This window comes from Streptomyces sp. NPDC046759, from assembly GCF_040645475.1.
In the GTDB taxonomy this organism is placed as follows: domain Bacteria; phylum Actinomycetota; class Actinomycetes; order Streptomycetales; family Streptomycetaceae; genus Streptomyces.
Map to the genome: position 1 here is coordinate 20,981 of NZ_JBEYYJ010000011.1, position 22,800 is coordinate 43,780.

The window sequence follows — 22,800 nt, forward strand, 5'->3', positions numbered from 1 at the left end:
GGTCTGTCGGGCTCGTAGGTTGGAGCCATGACGACGCACACGACAGCCATCGCAGCCGACTTCACCAGCGCGCTCACCGAGGCCGAGGCCGCCCGCACCCGACTGGACTTCGCCCGGTCCGCCCCGAAGGTCTTCCGCGCCCTCATCGGCTTCGACGCCGCCGCCCGCTCGGGCCTGGACCCGGCGCTGGTCGAGCTGATCCAGATCCGCGCCTCGCACCTCAACCACTGTGCCTACTGCCTGCACATGCACACGAACGACGCCCGCAAGGCCGGCGAGAGCGAGGACCGGCTGCACATGGTGGCCGTCTGGCGTGAGGCCCCGCACTTCTTCACCCCGAAGGAACAGGCCGCCCTCGCGCTCACCGAGGCGCTGACCCTGGTCGCCGACGCGGGCGTCCCCGACACCGTCTACGCCGAGGCCGCAGCCCACTTCGACGACCAGGAACTGGCCCAGGTCATCGCCCTGATCTGCACGATCAACACGTGGAACCGGGTGGCCTTGTCGACGGGCAAGGTGGCGGGCGCGGACGAGAGGAAGGGCTGATCCGAGCCGGCAGGACCCGGATCCGTGTCCTCATGCCTTCAGGACAGCAGGACAGGCCGCGTCTTCGCGGCAGCGGGGGAGGCCCGCGCCTCCAGGGCAGCGGGACAGGCCACGCTGCAGGGCAGCGGAACAGGCCACGCTTCAGGGCAGCGGAACAGGCGCCGAATCGTCGGCAAGCCGCCGGCCGGGACGACGAACGGCCGCCGATGAACCCGTCGGCCCCCACCTACACCCTCATCGGGCGATCCCTCGGAGAGACCGGTGCCGGCAGCCGCGAACTCCCGGTCAGATAGCGGTCCACGGCCGCCGCCACGGCCCGCCCCTCCGCGATCGCCCAGACGATGAGCGACTGCCCGCGCGCCGCGTCCCCGGCGGCGAACACCCCGGGGACGTTGGTCGCGAAGCCGTCGTCCCGTGCGAGTGTGCCGCGCGGTTCGAGCTCCAGCCCCAACTGACCGATCAGCCCGTCCTCCTGGTCCGGCCCGGAGAACCCGAGGGCGAGCAACACGAGATCGACGGGAAGCGTCCGCCCGGTGTCCGGCACCGGGCGCCGCGCCTGGTCGACCTCGACCAGATGCAGTGACTGCACCCGCCCGGCGCCGTCCCCGGTGAAGCGGAGCGTGGACGCCGCGAACAGCCGCGCGTCCGCGTCCGCCGCCGGTGCCGTACGCAGATCCCGCGCCTCCTCGTGCGCCGCCGACAGCCGGTAGATCTTGGGGTACGTCGGCCAAGGCTCGGTGTCCTCCTCCCGCTCGGTGCCCGGCTGGGCGTAGATGTCCAGCTGGGTCACGGACGCCGCCCCCTCGCGCACCGCGGTCCCCAGACAGTCCGCCCCGGTGTCCCCGCCGCCGACGATCACCACGTGCTTGCCGGCCGCGGACAGCGGTGACACCTCCAGATCCCCCTCGCACACCCGGTTCGCCAGCGGCAGATATTCCATCGCCTGGTGTATCCCGTCCAACTCCCGGCCGGGCACCGGAAGTTCCCGCCAGGCCGTGGCACCCGTGGCGATGACGACGGCGTCGTACCTACCGCGCAGCTCCACCGCACCGACATCCCGTCCGACCACCGTCGACGTACGGAACTTCGTCCCCTCGGCCCGCATCTGCTCGATCCGGCGCTCCAGATGCTGCTTCTCCATCTTGAACGCGGGGATGCCGTACCGCATCAGCCCGCCGATCCGGTCGTCCTTCTCGTACACGGCGACCGTGTGCCCGGCCCGGGTCAGCTGCTGTGCCGCGGCGAGCCCGGTGGGTCCGGAGCCGATGACGGCGACCGTCTTCCCGGACAGCCGGTCCGGCGGCCGCGCCTCGGTGAAACCCTCCTCCCAGGCGCGGTCGGCGATCGCGCACTCGACGTTCTTGATGGTCACGGCCGGCTGGTTGATCGCCAGAACGCACCCCGCCTCACACGGTGCCGGACACAACCGGCCGGTGAACTCGGGGAAGTTGTTCGTCGCGTGCAGCCGGTCGCTCGCCGCCCGCCAGTCCTCCCGCGAGACCAGGTCGTTCCACTCCGGGATGAGATTGCCCAGCGGGCAGGCGTCGTGACAGAACGGGATGCCGCAGTCCATGCACCGGTCGGCCTGCTTGCTGATGATGGGCAGCAGCGCTCCCGGGACGTACACCTCGTCCCAGTCCCGCACCCGCTCCTCGACGGGCCGCCGCGGCCACTCCCGGCGCGGCGTGGTCATGAACCCCTTGGGATCGGCCATGGTCGTCTTCCTCGCGTACGAGTACCGCGCGGGTACCGGGTGTACGACGTGGCCGTACGTCATCGGGCGGCAGCCTTCGGCGTTCTTCGGCACTCTTCCGGCCACGATACGTCCGCGCCGACCGCCGCGCAGAGTGACGGAGAGCGCTTTCTGGAGAGGCTGTTCTGGGGCCTCCGGGCCTCCGGGCCTTCGGGCCTCTGGGCCTCCGGGCCGCCCGTGGCTGTCGGGCTTTCCGGGTCTTCCAGGTCTGTCGGAACTGCCCGGTCTCCCGGGTCTCCCGGGTCTTGCGGGTCTGCCGGGTCTTGCGGGTCTGCCGGGTCTCCTGGGACTCCGCGACTCATGGCTCAGCTCAGCTCAGCACGGCCACAGCCGGGTCGAAGGTGACCATCGATACCGACGTCACGTGAGCGCCAGCACGTAGACCACGGTGGCCGCGGCGGAGGCGCCGGCCCGGACGTGGTTCCAGAACGTCCACTCGCGCACGTACGCCGGCCAGTACACGGCGGCCTCCGGCGCGCCCGTGGGCAGCCGGGCCAGCCTGTCGTTGCGCGGGACGTTCGCGGCCACCGTCAGCCCGAACGAGCCCACGCCGCTGCCCAGCAGCAGTTCGACTTTCCCCTCATCCGGCCACACCACGAACGTCACCACCGCGATCATCGCGCTCAACACCGCGGAACCGGTGAACACCGTCATGAAAGCGGGCCGTACCGCGGCGGCGTTGATCGCGTTCATCGCCGCGACGCCCTGCGCGGACGGCAGCGCGGCCAGTCCCGGCATCACAAAGGCCGAGAATGCCCAGAAGACGCCCGCCATCAGCCCGGAGCCGAGAACCCCCGCCACGACCAGCACGAAGAACGGTCCGTCGATCATCTCCACGCCCCCCTCTCGTCTCGTTGCCAACCGGGACATGCCCGGCATCACCGTCACATTCAGTCAATGCCCGAGGGAGGCCCCCGGCCATGGCCGAAGACCGCGGCGGCATAAGCGACCGTCTTCCTCTCCCTCAGTCTTTGCTGCGTTCCGTCTGCGTTCCGTCCTTGCTGCGCTCCGTCGTTGCTGTGCTGAGTCCTTGGCGTGTTCAGCCCACGTCCGCTCCCGCCTCCTGCCACGCCCGCAGCACACTCTCCACGGCCGGGCCGATCCGGCGCCGCGCCTCGTACCGCGACACTCCGCTCATCAGCAGCTGGTCGTACGGCGTGTCCACATGCCGCACGGCCGCCACCACCGCCGAGATCACCGCCCCCTCCGACAGCGCACGCCCTGCCGCACTGCGCCCGACCCGCCCACTGCCCCGCTGGGACGCGTGCGCAGCGATGGCCCGTGCCCGGTCGGCCGGGCAGCCGGGAAACAGCCGCAGGATCTCGGCCGCGAAGGCCGCCGCGAACCGCTCGTCCTCCACCACCCGGCGCCCCGCGTCCCGCGCCCGCCGCCTGCGGCGCGCCTCCGCGTCCGCCAGACAGCGGGCCTCGGCCCTGGCCAGCGCCGCCTCCTCCACGAGCACACCCTGTCGCTCGTAACGGCTCTTGCGCCGGTTGAACCGCACCACCACGACCGACAGCCCGCTCTCCTCCCTCGATCTGCGGGTCAGCGCGGTGTCGCCGCGCGGCAGGAACACCAGGTGGCCGAGGTCCGCGCAGTCCAGGCAGCGCGGTGCCCCGTCCTCCAGCACGAGCAGCGACAGCGGTCCGCGCCGGCAAGCGGCACATCGCTTGGGCTTCTGCGCCTGGATGACGACAAGCCGACCGGGCGAGTGGGGAGTTGAGGGAAGCGCCATACGCGGTACTTTCCCCGCCGCCACCCGAGGCTCCCCACGCTTTGCCTCCTTCTCCTCCTCTTTCTCCCTCCTCTTCGAAAGCCGGACACCGACACGACGGCCTGATCAGCGCGCCACTTCCGACGGGACCGCCCCGCGTCGAGTACGCCCTCACCGGCTCGGCCGCACATGGATCCCCCGTCGCGGCCGCCCCACCGCACCCGGACCAAGATCCCTCTCTCGCCCGCGGGCAGCCGCCCACCAGGCGTCCGCGGGGCGGCCCTGGCGCCGCCGCTCCGTCGTCGGCCGGCCCTCTCGCCCTGGTCCCGGGGCGCCCGCGTTCCCCGCAGGGCAGTGCGGCGTCGGTCTCTGTCGCGCACCAGTCGTCCGATGACGGCACCTGACGCCGCCGCTCCGCCGCTCCGCCGCTCCGTCGTCGGCCGGCCCTCTCACCCCTGGTCCCGGGGCGTCCGCGTCGGCAGGCAGCGTCACCTCGTTCCGCGCCACCCGGCATCATGGCCCTGTGCGACTCGAAGCGATCACCTGGGACCGGCTCGCCGAGCTGCTCGCCGACCGGCTGGCGGCGCTGGAGCCGGCCGACGGAGGCGCATGGCCGCGGGTCGGCTTCGACGGGGCCCCGGCTGCCCGGCCCGGTGACCTCGCCGCGCGGGTCGGGGAAGCCCTGCGGGTGCGAGGCTGGCCCTCACTCGTGGTCGGCGCCGAGGGCTTCCTGCGTCCTGCCTCGCTGCGCCTGGAACACGGGCGGCGGGACGCGGAGTCGTACTACGGCGGATGGTTCGACACGGGCGCCCTGTGGCGCGAGGTCTTCGGCCCGCTCGACCCCGGCGGCAGCGGGCGCGTCCTGCCCGACCTGTGGGATCCGGCCACCGACCGGGCCACCCGCAGCCCCTACGTCCAACTCCCGCCCGGCGGCATCCTGCTGCTCCACGGCCCCCTTCTCCTACGCCACTGGTTCCCCTTCGACCTGACCGTGCATCTCCTCCTCTCCCCGGGTGCCCTGCGCCGCCGTACTCCCGAGGCCGACCACTGGACGCTGCCCGCCTTCGAGCGCTACGAGTCCGAGATCGATCCCGTCGGCACGTCGGACGTCCTCGTACGCGCCGACGACCCGCGCCATCCCGCCTGGAGCGGCTGATCCGAAGGGCCCGTCCGCCGAGCCGCGCACGCCGGCTCAGAGCCAGCCGTTGCGCCGGAAGCCCCGGTACAGCACCAGGCACGCCCCCGCCATGACGGCCATGACCAGCGGATAGCCGAACCGCCAGTGCAGCTCCGGCATGTGGTCGAAGTTCATGCCGTACACCCCGCACACCATGGTCGGCACGGCGATCACCGCGGCCCAGGCCGTGATCTTCCGCATGTCCTCGTTCTGCGCGACGGTCACCTGCGCGAGGTGCGCCTGCAGGATCGAGTTGAGCAGTTCGTCGAACGCGGCGATCTGTTCCTTCGCCCGTATCAGGTGGTCCAGCACGTCCCGGAAGTAGGCCTGTATCTCCGGGGCGACGACCCGGATCGGCCGGGTTGCCAGGTCCTCGATCGGGCGGCCCAGCGGCACCACCGCCCGCTTCAGCTCCAGCAGTTCACGCTTCATCTGGTAGATGCGACCGGGATCGAGCCGAGCGCCGTTCTCCGAGAACACCTCCGTCTCGACCTGGTCGATGTCGGCCTGCACCGCGTCCGTGACATTCAGATAGTCGTCGACTACATGGTCGGCGATCGCGTGCAGCACTGCCGCCGGCCCCTTGGCGAGCTGGTACGGATGCGCCTCCAGCTCCTCGCGCAGCGGACCCAGCGAACCGTGCCGCCCGTGCCGTACCGTGATGACGAAGTCCTTGCCGACGAACACCATGATCTCGCCGGTGTCGACCACCTCGCTGGTCGCCGTCAGTTGCTCGTGCTCCACATAACAGACCGTCTTCAACACCGCGAAGAGCGTGTCGCCGTAGTGCTCCAGCTTCGGGCGCTGATGAGCCTCGACCGCGTCCTCCACCGCCAGTGGATGCAGGTCGAACAGCTCGGCCACACCCGCGAACTCACGGTCCGTCGGCTCATGGAGACCGAGCCAGACGAAACCCTCACCGGTCTTGCGCACCATCCGCACGGCATCCACCAGGTCCGCGCAGTGCGGCACGCGCACGCCGTCCTGGTACGTCACGCAGTTGACCACCGACGAGCCCAGCGGCGACCTGGCGGGATGACTGAGGTCCACACGCGGCCTCCGCCGGGCCAGCCGCGCCACCTTGCGCAGGCCGCCGACCCTGCTCAGGCCCGTGACCTTCCGCAGATTCCCCGCCATGGACATCTGGATCTCCTCGCTTGGATCTCCTCGCGCAATGCTTCCGTGCCTTGCCCGGCAAGTCTGCCAGCCGAGAGCAAAGCGCGGGTAAGCCTGTGGGAAGGGGAAGTTCCGCTTGGTTCCCCTCTGTGGACACGGCATCGGTGTCCCGGTCGGCCTCGTTCCCTGCGTGTGTCGGGTCGCGTGTGCCGGATCGCGTGTGCCGGATCGCGTGTGTCGGATCGGCGGCCGTCGCCCCGGCCCCGGCCCCGGTCGAGGCCCGAGTCCGGGAAGTCCGCGCCTCCGGACAAGCCGGGTGACTGGGATGATCGTGGCATGACGCCATCCGACGGATACCTCCTGGACAACCGGCAGAACGAGGCCGGGCAGCGCTTCGACGCCTTCGCCGGACTCTTCGATCCGACGACGTTCCGGCACATCGAGGCGCTCGGCATCGGGCCCGGCCGGCGGTGCTGGGAAGTCGGGGCAGGGGGCACCTCCGTAGTGTCCTGGCTAGCCGAGAAGGTCGGCCCCACCGGCACGGTCGTCGCGACCGACATCGACACCTCGCGGCTCGCCGCCGTGGCCCGCCCGCCGGTCGAGGTCCGTGTGCACGACGTGGGCGCCGAGGAACCGCCGGGCGAGGGCTTCGACCTGGTCCACGCCCGCCTCGTCCTCGTTCATGTGCCGGACCGGGAAAGGGCGCTGCGAACCATGGTCCAGGCCCTGCGGCCCGGCGGAGTGCTGTTGGTCGAGGACGCCGACCCCGCTCTCCAGCCGTTGACCTGCCCCGACGAGTACGGTCCCGAGCAGCGCCTGGCCAACCGGCTGCGCCAGGGATTCCGCAGGCTGCTCGCCGAACGTGGCGCCGACCTGTCGTACGGCCGCCAACTCCCGCGCCTACTCCGCGAGGCCGGACTGAGCGAGGTGGGGGCCGAGGCGTTCTTCCCGATCACGTCCCCCGCGTGCACCGCCCTGGAGGCCGCGACGGTCCGTCAGATCCGCGGCAAACTGGTCACCGCGGGGCTTGCCACCGACGAGGAGATCGACCGGCACCTGGCCAACGTCGAGGCCGGTGACATGGACCTGGCCACCGCACCGATGATCTCGGCGTGGGGGAGGAAGGACGGGACACCGGCGTCTTTGTGACGCACGGTGATCAGGCGTCCGCGATGCGGCTCACGGCTGTCGAGCCGCCGCTGCCGGTGTCTTCGGGGCACCGTGGTGCGGCTAGCTGCCGCCCCGCGGATGCGGCGGTCTGCCTCCCACCCGTCCCACCGCATCGGCGCCCGCCCGGCAGCCGTGTGCCGCCGCCTCCTCGGGGTCCGCGCCCGCGAGCAGGGCGGAGAGGAAGGCACCGGTGAAGGCGTCGCCGGCGCCCGTGGTGTCCCGGGCAACCGCGGGCCTGGCCGGGATCCGTACCGGCGCGCTGCCCGCACGGGCCACCAGCGCACCGTCCGCGCCCGCCTTGGCCACCACCAGAGGGACGAGACGACTCAACTTGGCCGCCGCGTCCGCCGGATCCGGCAGCCCCGTCAGCAGACACGCCTCGTCCCGGCTGGGCAGCAACACGTCCAGCCCCTCCACGAAGGCCAGGAAGCGGTCCACGCCCAGCCGCGCCAGGAAGCCCGCCGACGCCGGGTCCAGACTGACCGGCACGCCACGCGCGCGTGCCGCCGCGAGCGCCGTCACGGCCAGCTCCCGGCTCGGCTCCGTGAACAGCAGATAGCCCGACAGGTGCAGCCGGGCGACTCCGTCGAGCAACGCGTCCGACCAGTCACCGGGTTCGAGCCGCAGCGCCGCCCCGCTGTCGGTGAGGAACGTGCGCTCCGCCGCCGCACCCGTGTCGACCAGGCAGATCACCGTCCCGGTGGCCGCCGACGCATCGATCACCAGCTGGGGCCGCACCCCTGCCGCGACCAGCTCACGCTCGTGCCACGCGGCCGCGTCCGCGCCCACCCGCCCGAGCAGCCGTACGTCCGCGCAGCCCGTGTACGCCGCCCAGCACGCCACGTTCGCTCCCGCGCCGCCGGGCAGCGTCCGGATCGCGGCGGCGGTGTCGGTGCCGGCCGCGAGCGGACCCCGGTGCCGGGCGACGACATCCGTCACCACGTCGCCGATGACCAGCAGGGCCCCGTCCCGGCCCGCGGTCACCTCCTGGTCCACGCGGTGGCGATCCGCGCGGCCAGCCGTACGTTGCCGCGCACGGCCGCCAGATTGGCGCTCAGAGAGGCGCCGCCGGTGTGCCGGACCAGGTAGTCGAGCAGGAACGGGGTCACGGCCTGTCCGGTGACGCCTTGCTCCGCGCACGCGCTCAGCGAGTCGGCCAGCACGCGTGCGTGCACGTCGGGATCGAGCTGCTCCGCCTCGGGAACGGGCTGGGCGACGATCAGCGCCGAATGCGGCGCGTCCAGCGCGTCCTGGGCCCGCATGACGTCCGCTACCTGCTCCGGGGTGTCCAGCGTCCAGTCGACCGGATGCCCCGAGTCGGACAGATAGAAGCCGGGGAAGCGGTCCGTGCCGTACCCGGCGACCGCCACCCCCAGCGTCTCCAGCCGCTGCAGAGTCGCCGGCACGTCCAAGATCGACTTCACGCCCGCGCAGACCACGGTGATCCGGGTGCAGGCCAACAGCCCCAGGTCGGCCGACTCGTCCTGGGTCACGGTCCACTCCCGGTGCACACCGCCCAGCCCGCCGGTGGCGAACACCCGGATGCCCGCGAGCGCGGCCATCTGTGCCGTCGCCGACACCGTGGTCGCGCCGCTCACCCCCGCCGCCACGGCGAGCGGCAGATCGCGGTGGCCCAGCTTGCGGATGCCGTCCTCGTTGGCGACCCGCTCCAGCTGTTCCTTGTCCAGGCCCACCCGGGGGTGGCCGTCGAGCACGGCCACGGTCGCCGGTACGGCGCCCTCACGCCGCACCACGTCCTCGAGCTCCAGCGCCACCTGCAGGTTGCGTGGGCGGGGCAGACCGTGCGCGATGATCGTGGACTCCAGAGCCACCACCGGCCGCCGTGCGTCGATCGCTTCCCGGACCTCTTCCGACACCACCAGCACCACGCGCACCGCCTCCTGTCCGTCGGCCTTTCCTGATCTCTGGCGAGCACCGGCCACCGCTAAACGCTTGCGGGCTGTGGGGCACGCCACCAGCCTGGGCCGCATGACGAAGAACAGCACGCGCCTCGACCACGTCGTCCTGTGGGTGGCCGACCCGGTCGCCGCGGCCGGCTTCTATGAGACGGCCGTCGGCCTGGCACCGATCGGGGTCGGCGCGTTCGCCCGGGGCGACGTGGCCTTCCCCTCCGTACGCGTCAACGAGGAGACGATCCTCGACCTGGCCCCGCGCACCCTCGCCGCACGCATGGAGATGCTGCCCGGAGCGGCCGAAAGCGCAGGCCACCCCGTCAACCACATCTGCCTGTCCCTGCCCGCCGACGCCTTCGACGCGCTCCGCGCCCGCCTGGAGGAACACGGTGTCGCCATGTCCGGCATCGATCACGGCCTGTCCGGCGCCCGGGGCAACGCCACGCGCAGCTTCTACTTCCGCGACCCCGACGGCAACGTCGTCGAGGTCCGCCACTACGACGACTAGCCGGGCCGACGACTGGCCGGGCCCGGTCAGAACAACGGCTCGGGCAGCACACCCTCCAGGGCGAGCAGCTTGCGCTTGGTCTCCAGCCCGCCCCCGAAGCCGCCGATGCCGCCGTCGCTCTCCACCACCCGGTGACACGGCACGACCACCGGCAGGGGGTTGGCACCCATCGCCGCGCCGACCGCCTGCGCCCCGCCGGGCTGCCCGACCCGTCCGGCGAGGTCGCCGTACCCCACCACGGAGCCGTAGGGCACACCCGCCGCCAGCTCGCGCAGAACCTGACGGTTGAAGCCGGAGATCAGTGACCAGTCCAGCGGCAGGTCGAAGTCGTGCCGCCGACCCGCGAAGTAGGCCCGCAGCTGGCGTATCGCCTCCGCCAGCACCGGCGCCTCGGGATCCTCCACGGGAGCGGTGCCCAGCCGGGCCGCCAGCCGTTCCACGGCGCGGTCGCGCACCGCGTCCGTGGCGTGGAAGACGACGTTGACCAGTCCCTCCGGGGTCGCCGCCAGCATCAGGGGCCCGATGTCCGTGCCCACCACGGCCCACACGACCCGCTGCTCATCCTGCCCATGGCTGTCCATGCGCCCACGGTACGACCCGCCACTGACAACGCCGCCCGGGTCAGTCCGAGCCGAGTGCCGCCCGCACCACGTCGGGCTTGTTGGTGATGATCCCGTCGACGCCGTAGCCCGCGACCCGGCGCGCGGCGGCCGCGTCGTTCACGGTCCAGGCGAACACTCGCAGCGGCTTGCCGTGCGGCCCGTCGAAGGTGTGCACGGCCGAGACGTATCCCTTGGAGAGCGTCCCGTACGACGGGTTGACGAGATCCGCGAAACGGGCGTACCGGGGCAGTTGCGCCACGGTGGGTGCCCCGAGGTAGGCGGTGGTGATCGCCGGTTTCAGCTCGTGCACGGTCCGGATGCTGTCGGCGCTGAAGCTCTGCACGATCAGACGCCCCAGATGCTTGTGGTCCAGCCAGCCCTCGTTGCCGAGGAGCTTGAGGGTCTGCTGTTCGATGCCCGGATACAGCTCGGGGTTCTTGATCTCCAGGAGTAGCTTCTCGTGGTTGTGCTCGATGCGGCACATGTACTCCTTGAGCGTCGGCACGCGCGTGCCCGCGTAGGCGGGGGAGTACCAGCTGCCCGCGTCCAGCCGGGCGATCTCGGCAGCGGTGAAGTCCTTCACCTTCCACGGCGCCCGGCCCGGGAAGACCTGTTCGACGTTCGTGGTGCGCTGCAGGCTGTCGTCGTGGATGACGACCAGTTCGCCGTCCTTGGTGCGCTGGACGTCGTTCTCGACCCAGGAGAAGCCCAGCTTCGCGGCCTTGTCGATCGAGGCCAGCGTGTTCTCCGGTGCGTAGGCGGAGGCACCCCGGTGGGCCACGACCGTGGGCTTGCCGACGTCCCCGGCCCGGGCGTCGGACGTGGGACTCAGCAGCACCGCCGTCCCCACGATCGCGACAGCCGCGGCGGCGACTATGCGTGCGTGCATGCAGACTCCTCGCGTCGAGCGAATACCGACAGCAACCAGACTGACAGCAGACGGTCAACGGTACCCGGGCGCACGACGGCCACAGACCGAAGGGAGACGTCCCAGCCCGCTCACCGGTGCCGCACAAGTGCGGCAAGGCCGTGTTTCTTTGCCGGAAAATCGTTCGACCGTTCCGGTGGGGGTCATACTCTCTGCGAAAACCCTGACCGCCGGGCGGTCCTGGGCCGGGGGGAACATTTCAAGGATTCCGGGACGCAAGAAGGCGGAAGGGCAGCCGCGCATGCAAGGCACGGTCGACGGATTCAGCTACGGGGCCGTCACTCCGGTGGTGGCCTATCTGATGGCCTGCCTCGGCGGCGCCCTGGGCCTGCGCTGCACCACCCGGTCCCTGCTGGTCACGCACTCCTGGCGGCCCGCATGGCTGGCCCTGGGCTCGGCCGCGATCGGCTCCGGTATCTGGACCATGCACTTCGTCGCCATGATGGGCTTCGCCATCAAGGAGTCCCCGATCCACTACGACGAGCCGATCACCTACGCGAGCCTCGCCCTCGCCGTCGTCATGGTCGGCATCGGGATCTTCATCGTCGGCTATCGGGGCGCCACCGGCACCGCGCTGTTCACCGGAGGCACGATCACCGGTCTGGGCGTCGCCTCGATGCACTACCTCGGCATGGCCGGCGTCCGCTTCCACGGACGGTTCACCTACAACACGCTCACCGTCGCCGCCTCCGTCGTCATAGCGGTGGTGGCCGCCACCGCCGCTCTGTGGGCCGCCGGGCGCGTGCGGGGCTTCCTGTGGAGCGTCGGGGCGAGCCTCGTCATGGGGCTCGCGGTCAGTGGCATGCACTACACGGGCATGGCCGCCCTCGGCGTCCACCTCGACGGCGCGTCCCACGCCCCCGGAGACGTGCCGGAGCCGTCCGTCCTCGCGCCGATGCTGATCGGCCCGCTCGCCTTCCTCCTCCTGGCCGGCATCGTGGTGGTCTTCGACCCGCTGCTGGTCATGGGGCGGCCCGTCCCCCGGCCCGTCGAGGACAAGCCGGGCGTTCCGGCCGGCGCCGTCGCTCCCCACCAGCAGCGCGGTCCCGCCGACCGGCAGGGGCCCCGGGCCGAGCAGCACGCCTCCGGGGCGCCGCAGAACCGCTGATCGGGACCCGTTGTCAGTGGGGGGTCGTACGGTTGATGGCATGCGGCCCGTTTCCCACATCGAACGCACGGTGGCGCCCTTCGAGGTCGTCAGCCCCTACCAGCCCAGCGGCGACCAGCCGGCGGCCATCGCCGAGCTGGCCAAGCGCATCGAGGCCGGTGAGAAGGACGTCGTCCTGCTGGGCGCGACCGGCACCGGCAAGTCCGCCACCACGGCGTGGATGATCGAGAAGCTCCAGCGGCCCACGCTCGTGATGGCGCCGAACAAGACGCTGGCCGCCCAGCTGGCCAACGAGTTCCGCGAGCTCCTGCCGAACAACGCCGTCGAGTACTTCGTCTCGTACTACGACTACTACCAGCCAGAGGCCTACGTCCCGCAGTCGGACACCTACATCGAGAAGGACTCCTCGATCAACGAGGAGGTCGAGCGGCTGCGCCACTCGGCGACGAACTCGCTGCTCACCCGCCGTGACGTCATCGTGGTCGCCTCGGTGTCCTGCATCTACGGCCTGGGTACTCCGCAGGAGTACGTGGACCGGATGGTCCCCCTCAGGGTCGGTGACGAGATCGACCGGGACGAGCTGCTGCGCCGCTTCGTCGACATCCAGTACACCCGCAACGACATGGCCTTCACCCGTGGCACCTTCCGCGTCCGCGGCGACACGATCGAGATCTTCCCGGTCTACGAGGAGCTGGCCGTCCGCATCGAGATGTTCGGCGACGAGATCGAGGCCCTCTCCACGCTGCATCCCCTCACCGGCGAGATCATCAGCGACGACCAGCAGCTGTACGTCTTCCCCGCTTCCCACTACGTCGCCGGCCCCGAACGCATGGAGCGGGCCGTCAACGACATCGAGAAGGAGCTGGGGGAGCGCCTCGCCGAGCTGGAGAAGCAGGGCAAGCTCCTGGAGGCCCAGCGCCTGCGGATGCGCACCACCTACGACATCGAGATGCTCCGCCAGATCGGCACCTGCTCCGGCGTGGAGAACTACTCGATGCACTTCGACGGCCGCTTGCCCGGCTCCCCGCCGAACACCCTGCTGGACTACTTCCCGGACGACTTCATGCTCGTCATCGACGAGTCGCACGTCACCGTCCCGCAGATCGGCGCCATGTACGAGGGCGACGCCTCCCGCAAGCGCACCCTCGTCGACCACGGCTTCCGCCTCCCCTCCGCGCTGGACAACCGCCCCCTGAAGTGGGAGGAGTTCCAGGAGCGCATCGGCCAGACCGTCTACCTGTCGGCCACCCCGGGCACCTATGAGCTCTCCCGCTCCGACGGTGTCGTCGAGCAGATCATCCGTCCGACCGGTCTGGTCGACCCTGAGGTCGTGGTCAAGCCCACCGAGGGCCAGATCGACGACCTGGTGCACGAGATCCGCAAGCGCACGGAGAAGGACGAGCGCGTCCTCGTCACCACGCTCACCAAGAAGATGGCCGAGGACCTGACCGACTACTTCCTGGAGCTCGGCATCCAGGTGCGCTACCTCCACAGCGACGTCGACACGCTGCGCCGTGTCGAGCTGCTGCGCGAGCTGCGCTCCGGCGAGTTCGACGTCCTGGTCGGCATCAACCTGCTCCGTGAGGGTCTCGACCTGCCCGAGGTGTCCCTGGTGGCGATCCTGGACGCCGACAAGGAAGGCTTCCTGCGCTCCGGCACCTCGCTGATCCAGACCATCGGCCGCGCGGCGCGCAATGTCTCCGGCCAGGTCCACATGTACGCCGACAAGATCACCCCGGCGATGGAGAAGGCCATCGAGGAGACCAACCGCCGCCGGGAGAAGCAGATCGAATACAACAAGGCCAACGGCATCGACCCGCAGCCGCTGCGCAAGAAGATCAACGACATCGTCGCGCAGATCGCCCGCGAGGAGGTCGACACCGAGCAGCTCCTCGGTTCCGGCTACCGCAAGTCCAAGGACGGCAAGGGCGCCAAGGCACCCGTACCGGCTCTGGGCGACAAGACGGCCCGGGGCGCGAAGGCAGGCAAGGCCGCCAAGGGCAAGGCCGCGGCGACGGTTCCCACGGACCGTCCGGCGGCCGAACTCGCCGAGCAGATCGAGGAGATGACCGAACGCATGCGCGCTGCCGCCGCGGAGCTGCAGTTCGAGATCGCCGCCCGGCTGCGCGACGAGGTTTCGGAGATGAAGAAGGAACTGCGTCAGATGCGGGAGGCCGGCCTCGCCTAGGCCGCGTCACCCTGCCGGACCTCGGCTTATGCGCCAAGTGTTGCAACACCGACACAAAGGGCGGGCCGGGGTTCGGCACTGTCGGTGCCCCTGCGTAGGGTTCTCGGCAACCGCGCGATGCGCGGCAACAGGGGATCATCGAGAGGGGATTCAGCGGTGTCCGTCAACTTGAGCAAGGGTCAGGCCATCAGCCTGGAGAAGAAGGACGGGGCCACCCTGACCGCGGTCCGTATGGGCCTCGGCTGGCAGGCGGCGAAGCGGCGCGGCCTGTTCGGTTCCCGCACGCGCGAGATCGACCTGGACGCCTCCGCCGTCCTCTTCGCCGAGAAGCAGCCGGTCGACGTCGTCTTCTTCCGCCACCTCGTGAGCGACGACGGCTCCGTCCGCCACACCGGCGACAATCTCGTGGGCGGCGCCGGTCAGGGCGGTGACGACGAGGCGATCCTGGTGGACCTGCAGCGCGTCCCGGTCCACATCGACCAGATCGTCTTCACCGTGAACTCCTTCACGGGCCAGACCTTCCAGGAGGTGCAGAACGCCTTCTGCCGCCTCGTGGACGAGACCAACGGCCAGGAACTCGCCCGCTACACGCTGGACGGCGGCGGCGACTACACCGCCCAGATCATGGCGAAGGTCCACCGCTCGGTCTCGGGCTGGACGATGACCGCCCTGGGTGCGGCGGCCAACGGCCGTACGTTCCAGGACCTGATGCCGACGATCCAGCAGCACCTGTAGGACGGCCCGCCCCACCGGCGGGGCGCGCACGACGTAGGACGCAGGGGGGAGCGACGGAATGACGGCCGAGCTGGTGCGGGGGCAGAACCACACGCTGACCGAGGTCCGGCTGGTGATCCGGATCTCGGCCGGGGTACCGGTCCTGACCGGAGCCACGCTCGGCGACCAGGGCGGCAAGGTGCACGGCCCCCAGTGGGTGGCCCATCCCGGCGCCCCCGCCCTGCCCGGAGTCGAGGTGAGCCGGCAGGCCTCCACCGAACACCGGCTGGCGGTCGACCTGCACGCTCTCCCGGAGGGCGTGGACCGCGTCGACGTCTTCCTCGCTCTGCCCACCGGGCCCGCGGTGGCACTGAGGTTCGGTGCCGTCGCCGCCCCGCACACCGCGGTCGAGGGTGCAGGCGGCACCGAACTCGCCTCCTACACCCTGACCGGCCTGGACGCCGAGACGGCCGTGGTCGCCCTGGAGCTGTATCGCAAAGAGGCTGCCTGGAAGGTGCGCGCGGTGGGCCAGGGCTACGCGGCCGGGCTCGCCGCGCTCCTGGCGGACCAAGGGCTGCGTGAGGCCGCCGACCTCGCGGCCGTCGTCCATGAGGCGGCGGCCCACGGCCCGTCCCGGGTGCTGCCGGCACCGTCTTCCATGCCGGCACCTCACCAAATGTCGGCTCCAGGGCCGTCCGACCCCTACGCGGCCGCGCCGTACGACACCTGCACATCCGGGCAGGACGGCACTCCGGCCGTCTCCGAGACGGCGGGGCCGGCACCCTCGTTCGACACGCGGAATCCGTACGACGCCCAGGCACCGGGCGCCGGACCGCGGGAACCGGGCTCCCGGGTCGATTACACGCATCCCGCCCGCCGCCCGCACGGCACACGGCCGCCGGCGTCCGCGGCCGCCGACGACCGGCCCGCGCAGCCCGTCGCGGGTGACGCCGTGGGCTGGTCGATGGAGGAGCGGCTGTACAACCAGGTCTGGGGCATGTTCGAGGACCTGGCCCGTTCGACCGCCGCGTACCGCAGTGCCGTCGAGTTCGCCGACTCCCGCCTGGACAGGGAACTCGACGAGGCCCTCACGGACCCTCGGGGCCGGCTCGGCACCGCGGGCGACGCCGCGCGCGAGGCGGCCCACGCCCGCCGGACGCAGCTGGTGGACCAGGCGCGCGCGGTCCTCGACCGGGACCTCGCCCAGCTCACCGCCGAGTCCGAGGTGGTCGAGCCCGCGCTTCCGCCCGCCTACGCCCGTTGGGACAACCCCGTCTGGCATGGCTACGACGTGCCCACCGAGCCGCCGATGGCCGTGCGCCTCGGCGACCTCCACCTGCCCGAGAGCGTGCCGCTGCGCATCCCGCTGTTGGTCAGGCTGCCACTGGAACGCGGGCTGTGGCTGGACAGCGGTCCGGCGGCACCCGACGGCTTCCAGGACTCCGCGGAACTGCGGGACCTGGCCGTGGAGGCGGCAGTGGCGCTCGCGGCCCGGTTGCTCGCCGTGCATCCGGCGGGGGACTTCGCCGTGCAGATCATCGACGCGGCCGGCACGGCGGCCGCGGCGTTCGGCCCGCTCACCCGCAGCGGCGTACTCGCAGCGCCTCCCGCGGCCGGCGCGGCCGGGGTGACGCAGACACTGGAGCGGCTCACCCGGCGAGTCGACCTCGTGCAGATGGCACTGCGCGGCGGCGCGCCCGAATCACTCCCGGCCGATGTCGACACCGCGCGTCAGCTGCTGATCGTCCATGACTTCCCGCACGGTTTCGACGACCGGGCGGTGACCCGGCTGCGCTATCTCGCCGACGAAGGGCCCGACGTCGGTGTGCACCTCCTGCTGGTCGCGGACCGTGAGGACGCCGCCTACGGCCCCCTGCTCGATCCGCTGTGGCGTTCGCTGACGCGACTCACCCCCCTGCCCGACGACCACTTCGCCGACCCTTGGGTGGGGCACGCCTGGACCTACGAACCCTCGCTGGTCCCGGCCGGCAGCCGGATCGTGCCCCAGGTACTGGCCGAGGTGGCGAAAGCCTTGGCCAAGCGCAGGTAAAGGCCATTGAACAGGGTATTTGGTCTTTCTTTTGCTGATCCCTTTACCTTTCCTTGGTGATTGGGTACTGTCTTCCGTGCGGAGGGGAGTACTCCCTGACTGCGGCGCACCCGTCAGTACGGACCGGTTCCGGTCCCGGGGCGCCGGCCCATCGCGGGCGGAAGAGACCTCCGGCAGCGACGACGCTGATGTGTTTGCCGTTACGTGATGCCGGAGGTGCCGTGGAAGTCTCCGTGACCCTGTGGGTCCTGACCATCGTGGGTCTCGCGACCCTGATCGCGGTCGACTTCCTCATCGGGCGCAAGCCCCATGAGGTGTCGATCAGGGAAGCCGGTGTCTGGACCGTCGTCTGGATCGTCCTGGCCGGGCTGTTCGGCCTCGGTCTCCTCGTCTTCGGCGGCGGACAGCCGGCCGGCGAGTTCTTCGCCGGATTCATCACCGAGAAGTCGCTGAGCGTCGACAACCTCTTCGTCTTCGTCCTGATCATGGCGAAGTTCGCGGTGCCCGCCCCGTACCAGCAGCGCGTCCTGCTCGTCGGCGTGCTCATAGCCCTGCTCCTGCGAGCCGTGTTCATCGCAGCGGGAGCCGCGATCATCGCCGGCTTCGCCTGGGTCTTCTACCTCTTCGGCGCCTTCCTGATCTGGACCGCCTGGAAGCTCGTCCAGGAGGCCCGCGCGGACGAGGAGGACGAGGAGGACGGGGGGTACGAGGAGAACAAGCTGCTGAAGGCCGCGGAGCGCAAGTTCGGTGTGGCCGACCGGTACCACGGCACCAAGCTGTGGATCCGGCAGAACGGCAGGCGGATCATGACCCCGATGCTGGTCGTCATGCTCGCGATCGGCACCACGGACGTCCTGTTCGCCCTGGACTCCATCCCCGCGATCTTCGGCCTGACCCAGGACCCGTACATCGTCTTCACCGCCAACGCCTTCGCTCTCATGGGTCTGCGGCAGCTGTACTTCCTCATCGGCGGCCTGCTGAAGAAGCTGGTCCACCTCTCGTACGGTCTGTCGATCATCCTTGGCTTCATCGGCGTCAAGCTGGTGCTGCACGCCCTGCACGAGTCCGGAGTCCAGGTCCCCGAGATCAGCATCCCGGTCTCGCTCGGCGTGATCTGCGTGGTCCTGGCCGTCACGACCGTCACCAGTCTGACGGCCACCAGGAGGCAGGCGGCTGACGAAGCGGCCCACAGCACAGGCGAAGCCTCGCCGAAGGACAGCGTCGACGCCTGAGCGAGCCTGCCCCGGGCAGGCCACGGCGGGAGCGGGACTCTGACGAGCAGACACCCGCTCCCGCGCCGGTTCCAAGCCCCGCGGTGGAGGGATGAAAAGTATCTGAAAAGAGTGGAATGCGAATCCTGTACGTCTCTGCAACCATCGCCGCATGATCACTCGGCTTCGGTCGCTCAGCCGGCAATGGACGATCCTCGTGCCCGTCCTCGCGGTCGTCCTCCTGGTCTTCACCTGGGGCCGTGACCTGCCGGGCGCGGTCGTCGCCCTGGTGACGCTGGTGCTGGCCGGCTCCGTCCTGGCGGCGGTCCACCACGCCGAGGTCGTCGCCCACCGCGTCGGCGAGCCCTTCGGCTCCCTGGTGCTCGCCATCGCCGTCACGATCATCGAGGTCGCCCTCATCGTCACCCTCATGGCCGACGGCGGCGCCAAGAGTTCCACCCTGGCCAGGGACACCGTGTTCGCCGCCGTGATGATCGCCTGCAACGGCATCGTGGGGCTCTGTCTCCTCGCGGCCTCCCTGCGGCACGGGACCGCCGTCTTCAACCCGGAGGGCACCGGCGCCGCCCTGGCGACCGTGGCGACCCTCGCCACGCTCAGCCTGGTGCTGCCGACCTTCACCACCAGCAAACCAGGGCCCGAGTTCTCCTCGCTGCAACTGACCTTCGCCGCGCTGTCCTCACTCATCCTGTACGGGCTGTTCGTCGCCACGCAGACCGTGCGCCACCGCGACTACTTCCTGCCGATCACCCGGCAGGGCGGGGTCATCACCGCCGACGACCACGCCGCACCCCCGTCCGCACGCGCCGCCTGGCTCGGCCTCGGCCTGCTCGGCCTTGCCTTGATCGGTGTGGTCGGCCTGGCCAAGAGCGTGTCGCCCACCATCGAGAACGGGGTGGCGGCGGCCGGCCTGCACCAAGCCGTCGTGGGTGTGGTCATCGCCCTGCTCGTCCTGTTGCCGGAGACGATCGCCGCGCTGCGCTCCGCACGCCGCGACCGGGTGCAGACCAGCCTCAACCTCGCCCTCGGCTCCGCCATGGCCAGCATCGGCCTGACCATCCCGGCCGTCGCCCTCGCCTCCGTCTGGCTGTCCGGTCCGCTCGTGCTGGGACTCAGCTCGACGCACATGCTGCTGCTGGCGCTGACCGTGGTGGTCAGCTCTCTGACGGTGGTGCCGGGCCGTGCCACACCCTTGCAGGGCGGCGTCCACCTGGTGATCTTCGCGGCCTACCTGGAACTGGCGGTCAACCCGTAGCCCGGCCATCCGGTCCGGCCCCGGCATCGGCTCCTCCGGGGCGTCTCCAGGGTGTCTGCCGGGCTCTTCCGTGGCTCCTCGGCCGGGCCCGCCCCGCAGTCCGGCTCGGGGCGTTCTTCGGCAAGGTCCGTCAGCCCGTCGCCGGTTCCACCGCAGGCACGGGCACCGGCCGCGTCTCCGGAAGCAGCGCGAAGCACACCAGGCTGAGCAGCGCGATGCCCGTCAGGTACACCCCCACGCCCCAGGGCACACGTCCGCTCCGCTCCGCGAGCGCCGTGGCCACGATCGGGGTGAGCGCGCCGCCGAGGACCCCGCCGAGGTTGTAGCCCACCGCGGCGCCCGTGCAGCGCACCCGCGCCTCGTACAGTTCCGGCAGATAGGCGGCGACGACCGCGAACATGGTGACAAAGGCGATCAGTGCGCCCAGGATGCCGAGGAACATCAGCAGCGGCCGGCCGGTGGCCAGCAACGCCACCATCGGGAGCATCCACAGGACGCAGGCCGTGCAGCCCGTCAGACACATCGGACGGCGCCCGTACCGGTCACCGAGCAGTGCCAGCAGCGGCGTCAGCGCCCCCTTCACGACCACCGCGGCCATGACACAGGTCAGCATCACCGTCCGGCTCACCCCGAGCCGCTCCGTCGCATACGCCAGCGACCAGGTCGTCACGGCGTAGAACACCGCGTACCCGATGGCCAGTGCGCCGGCCGTCAGCAGCACCAGCCGTCCGTGATGCCGTACCACCTCGATGAGCGGCACGCGCGCGTGGTCGTCGATTTCCAGGAACCGCGGGCTCTCGGTGAGTGACGTGCGCAGCCGCAGCCCGGCGAGCGCCAGCGCTCCGGCCCCCCAGAACGGCACGCGCCAGCCCCACCGCGCGAACTCCGCGTCGGACAGGGTCGCCGACAGCGCGAGCATCACCCCATTGGCGAGCACGAAGCCGAACGCGGGTCCCACTTGAGGGAAGCTCGACCACAGGGCGCGCCGCGCGGCGGGCGCGTGCTCGGCGGTCAGCAGCACCGCCCCGCCCCACTCCCCGCCGAGCCCGAGCCCCTGCAGGAAACGCAGCAGGAGCAGCAGCAGCGGCGCGGCCACGCCGATCGTGCCGTACGACGGCACGCAGCCCACCGCGACCGTCGAGGCGCCCGTGAGCAGCAGTGAGAGGACGAGCACCGGCCGCCGTCCACGCCGGTCGCCGAGGTGCCCGAACAGCACCGAACCGAGCGGCCGGGCCACGAACCCCGCCCCGAACGTCCCGAACGCCGCCAGCGTTCCCGCCAGCGGCGAGAAGGTCGGGAAGAACAGTGGCCCGAGTACCAGGGCCGCCGCCGTTCCGTAGACGAAGAAGTCGTAGAACTCGATCGCGGTCCCGACCAGCGAGGCGACGGCGAGTCTCGCCATCGAAGGGGCGTTTCCGGCACGTACAGGCTGCATGACGCGTCAACCACGGCGTGTGATCAACGGTTACGGGGCGCGCGGGAGCGATCAGCGAACACGCTGTGCGCCGAGGCCACCGGCGCACACGGCCCGCCAGGGGTTCGCGACACCGTGATAGACCGGGTGCGAAGCGGTCGTCGACGTACCGCCCCGAACGGACCGGAGGAACCGTGCCCCGCACCCTGGCCAACGCCCCGATCATGATCCTCAACGGGCCCACCCTGAACCTGCTCGGCCGGCGCCAGCCCGAGATCTACGGCAAGGACACGCTGGCCGACGTGGAGGCGCTGTGCGCCAAGGCCGCGGCAGCGCACGGTGGCACGGTGGACTTCCGGCAGTCCAACCACGAGGGCGAGTTGGTCGACTGGATCCACGAGGCGCGCCTGAACCACTGCGGGATCGTCATCAACCCCGGTGCCTACTCGCACACCTCGGTCGCGATCCTGGATGCACTCAACACCTGTGACGGCATGCCGGTGTTGGAGGTGCACATCTCCAACATCCACCAGCGCGAATCCTTCCGGCACCACTCCTACGTCTCGCTGCGCGCAGACGGTGTGATCGCCGGGTGCGGGGCGCAGGGTTACGTGTTCGGCGTGGAGCGCGTGGCCGCCCTGGTGGGCGCGGCACAGGCCGAGGCGTAGCTACAGGCGGCCCGCCTCCACGATCCGCCGCAGGAAGCGCCTCGTGCGCTCCTGCTGCGGGTCGCGGAAGACCTGCTCGGCGGTGCCGCGCTCCAGCACGATGCCACCGTCCAGGAAACACACCTGGTCGGCGACGTCCCGCGCGAAGCCCATCTCGTGCGTCGCCAGCACCATGGTCATGCCGTCGTCCTTCAGGCCCCGGACCACCTCGAGCACCTCGCCCACGAGTTCGGGATCGAGCGCCGCGGTGATCTCGTCCAGCAGCAACAGCCGGGGCCGCACGGCGAGCGCCCGTACGATCGCCGCACGCTGCTGCTGGCCGCCGCTGAGCCGGTCCGGGTAGGCATCCGCCTTGCCGCCGAGCCCGAGGCGCTCCAGCAGCTCCCTGGCCCGTTCCTCGGCCTCCGCGCGCGAGACGCCGTGCACCCGGCGCGGTGCCAGCGTGATGTTGTCCAGCACGGTCATGTGCGGGAAGAGGTTGTACGCCTGGAAGACCACGCCGATCCGCCGCCGCACCGCGTCCTGGTCGACGCGTGGATCGGTGATCTCCTCGTCGTCCAGCCAGATCGCGCCGTCGTCGATCTCCTCCAGGAGGTTGGCGCAGCGCAGCAGCGTGGACTTGCCCGAGCCGGAGGCCCCGATCAGCGCCGTCACCGTGTGCGGAGCGACCTCCAGACCGACGTCCCGGAGCACGACGGAGCCACCGAACGTCTTGCGGACGGACTCCATGCGCAGGACGGGCGCGTC

21 protein-coding genes are annotated in these 22,800 nt (G+C 71.0%); 11 read left to right on the forward strand and 10 right to left on the reverse strand.

From position 1 onward, the window contains the following. Positions 1 to 27: 27 nt before the first annotated feature. Positions 28 to 546, forward strand: coding sequence for a carboxymuconolactone decarboxylase family protein (locus ABZ919_RS16860; RefSeq protein ID WP_361248073.1), 519 nt, complete (start codon positions 28 to 30; stop codon positions 544 to 546). Positions 547 to 772: 226 nt separating this feature from the next. Here the strand turns inward: ABZ919_RS16860 and ABZ919_RS16865 are convergent, their stop codons facing one another. The 3 genes from ABZ919_RS16865 to ABZ919_RS16875 all read right to left on the reverse strand — a co-directional run bounded on the left by ABZ919_RS16865 (position 773) and on the right by ABZ919_RS16875 (position 4,034). Then, on the reverse strand, positions 773 to 2,260 hold the full coding sequence (locus tag ABZ919_RS16865) for a glutamate synthase subunit beta (RefSeq protein WP_361248075.1): 1,488 nt from the start codon (positions 2,258 to 2,260) through the stop codon (positions 773 to 775). 399 nt (positions 2,261 to 2,659) lie between these two features. Continuing rightward, positions 2,660 to 3,130, reverse strand: a complete 471-nt coding sequence (locus ABZ919_RS16870; protein WP_361248077.1) for an anthrone oxygenase family protein — start codon at positions 3,128 to 3,130, stop codon at positions 2,660 to 2,662. Between the two features lie 208 nt (positions 3,131 to 3,338). Then, positions 3,339 to 4,034: a DUF2293 domain-containing protein gene (locus tag ABZ919_RS16875; protein WP_361248079.1), complete on the reverse strand. Its 696-nt coding sequence runs from the start codon at positions 4,032 to 4,034 to the stop codon at positions 3,339 to 3,341. A gap of 502 nt (positions 4,035 to 4,536) precedes the next feature. Between ABZ919_RS16875 and ABZ919_RS16880 the strand changes: the two genes are divergently transcribed. After that, the gene (locus tag ABZ919_RS16880; RefSeq protein ID WP_361248081.1) at positions 4,537 to 5,169 is read left to right on the forward strand and encodes a uridine kinase; all 633 of its coding nucleotides are present in this window, start codon (positions 4,537 to 4,539) and stop codon (positions 5,167 to 5,169) included. A 36-nt stretch (positions 5,170 to 5,205) separates the two neighbouring features. On the opposite strand, the gene corA is transcribed toward ABZ919_RS16880, so the two are convergent. Further along, positions 5,206 to 6,333 (reverse strand): magnesium/cobalt transporter CorA, encoded by a 1,128-nt coding sequence (gene corA / locus ABZ919_RS16885; RefSeq protein WP_361248083.1) that lies wholly within the window; start codon positions 6,331 to 6,333, stop codon positions 5,206 to 5,208. A 309-nt stretch (positions 6,334 to 6,642) separates the two neighbouring features. Here corA and ABZ919_RS16890 point away from each other — a divergent pair, with 309 nt between their 5' ends. Beyond that, positions 6,643 to 7,455, forward strand: coding sequence for a methyltransferase (locus ABZ919_RS16890; protein ID WP_361248085.1), 813 nt, complete (start codon positions 6,643 to 6,645; stop codon positions 7,453 to 7,455). An 81-nt stretch (positions 7,456 to 7,536) separates the two neighbouring features. On the opposite strand, the gene ABZ919_RS16895 is transcribed toward ABZ919_RS16890, so the two are convergent. Both ABZ919_RS16895 and ABZ919_RS16900 read right to left on the reverse strand, forming a co-directional pair. Continuing rightward, the gene (locus tag ABZ919_RS16895) at positions 7,537 to 8,472 is read right to left on the reverse strand and encodes a sugar kinase (protein ID WP_361248087.1); all 936 of its coding nucleotides are present in this window, start codon (positions 8,470 to 8,472) and stop codon (positions 7,537 to 7,539) included. Beyond that, positions 8,457 to 9,365 carry a pseudouridine-5'-phosphate glycosidase gene (locus ABZ919_RS16900; protein ID WP_361248397.1) on the reverse strand — a complete coding sequence of 303 codons (909 nt, stop codon included), beginning with the start codon at positions 9,363 to 9,365 and terminating at the stop codon, positions 8,457 to 8,459. Before ABZ919_RS16900 ends, ABZ919_RS16895 begins: the two co-directional genes overlap by 16 nt. A gap of 100 nt (positions 9,366 to 9,465) precedes the next feature. Between ABZ919_RS16900 and ABZ919_RS16905 the strand changes: the two genes are divergently transcribed. Beyond that, a complete protein-coding gene (locus tag ABZ919_RS16905) occupies positions 9,466 to 9,897 on the forward strand; it encodes a VOC family protein (protein WP_361248089.1) in 432 nt (143 codons plus the stop codon). A gap of 26 nt (positions 9,898 to 9,923) precedes the next feature. Here the strand turns inward: ABZ919_RS16905 and ABZ919_RS16910 are convergent, their stop codons facing one another. Both ABZ919_RS16910 and ABZ919_RS16915 read right to left on the reverse strand, forming a co-directional pair. Beyond that, positions 9,924 to 10,478, reverse strand: a complete 555-nt coding sequence (locus ABZ919_RS16910) for a methylated-DNA--[protein]-cysteine S-methyltransferase (protein WP_361248091.1) — start codon at positions 10,476 to 10,478, stop codon at positions 9,924 to 9,926. Between the two features lie 40 nt (positions 10,479 to 10,518). Then, on the reverse strand, positions 10,519 to 11,388 hold the full coding sequence (locus tag ABZ919_RS16915; RefSeq protein ID WP_361248093.1) for a glycerophosphodiester phosphodiesterase family protein: 870 nt from the start codon (positions 11,386 to 11,388) through the stop codon (positions 10,519 to 10,521). Between the two features lie 280 nt (positions 11,389 to 11,668). Between ABZ919_RS16915 and ABZ919_RS16920 the strand changes: the two genes are divergently transcribed. The 6 genes from ABZ919_RS16920 to ABZ919_RS16945 all read left to right on the forward strand — a co-directional run bounded on the left by ABZ919_RS16920 (position 11,669) and on the right by ABZ919_RS16945 (position 19,971). Continuing rightward, positions 11,669 to 12,535 carry an MHYT domain-containing protein gene (locus ABZ919_RS16920; RefSeq protein WP_361248094.1) on the forward strand — a complete coding sequence of 289 codons (867 nt, stop codon included), beginning with the start codon at positions 11,669 to 11,671 and terminating at the stop codon, positions 12,533 to 12,535. A gap of 40 nt (positions 12,536 to 12,575) precedes the next feature. Beyond that, on the forward strand, positions 12,576 to 14,723 hold the full coding sequence (gene uvrB, locus ABZ919_RS16925; protein ID WP_361248096.1) for an excinuclease ABC subunit UvrB: 2,148 nt from the start codon (positions 12,576 to 12,578) through the stop codon (positions 14,721 to 14,723). Between the two features lie 156 nt (positions 14,724 to 14,879). Continuing rightward, positions 14,880 to 15,458 carry a TerD family protein gene (locus ABZ919_RS16930; RefSeq protein WP_361248098.1) on the forward strand — a complete coding sequence of 193 codons (579 nt, stop codon included), beginning with the start codon at positions 14,880 to 14,882 and terminating at the stop codon, positions 15,456 to 15,458. 58 nt (positions 15,459 to 15,516) lie between these two features. Then, a complete protein-coding gene (locus ABZ919_RS16935; RefSeq protein WP_361248100.1) occupies positions 15,517 to 17,487 on the forward strand; it encodes a TerD family protein in 1,971 nt (656 codons plus the stop codon). A 221-nt stretch (positions 17,488 to 17,708) separates the two neighbouring features. Beyond that, positions 17,709 to 18,719 carry a TerC/Alx family metal homeostasis membrane protein gene (locus ABZ919_RS16940; RefSeq protein WP_361248102.1) on the forward strand — a complete coding sequence of 337 codons (1,011 nt, stop codon included), beginning with the start codon at positions 17,709 to 17,711 and terminating at the stop codon, positions 18,717 to 18,719. Positions 18,720 to 18,870: 151 nt separating this feature from the next. Continuing rightward, a complete protein-coding gene (locus ABZ919_RS16945) occupies positions 18,871 to 19,971 on the forward strand; it encodes an ionic transporter y4hA (RefSeq protein ID WP_361248104.1) in 1,101 nt (366 codons plus the stop codon). Positions 19,972 to 20,101: 130 nt separating this feature from the next. Here the strand turns inward: ABZ919_RS16945 and ABZ919_RS16950 are convergent, their stop codons facing one another. After that, the gene (locus tag ABZ919_RS16950; RefSeq protein WP_361248106.1) at positions 20,102 to 21,373 is read right to left on the reverse strand and encodes an MFS transporter; all 1,272 of its coding nucleotides are present in this window, start codon (positions 21,371 to 21,373) and stop codon (positions 20,102 to 20,104) included. 206 nt (positions 21,374 to 21,579) lie between these two features. Between ABZ919_RS16950 and aroQ the strand changes: the two genes are divergently transcribed. Next, positions 21,580 to 22,053: a type II 3-dehydroquinate dehydratase gene (gene aroQ, locus ABZ919_RS16955; RefSeq protein WP_361248108.1), complete on the forward strand. Its 474-nt coding sequence runs from the start codon at positions 21,580 to 21,582 to the stop codon at positions 22,051 to 22,053. Here the strand turns inward: aroQ and ABZ919_RS16960 are convergent, their stop codons facing one another. Then, positions 22,054 to 22,782 (reverse strand): amino acid ABC transporter ATP-binding protein, encoded by a 729-nt coding sequence (locus tag ABZ919_RS16960; RefSeq protein WP_361248399.1) that lies wholly within the window; start codon positions 22,780 to 22,782, stop codon positions 22,054 to 22,056. Positions 22,783 to 22,800 lie beyond the last annotated feature (18 nt).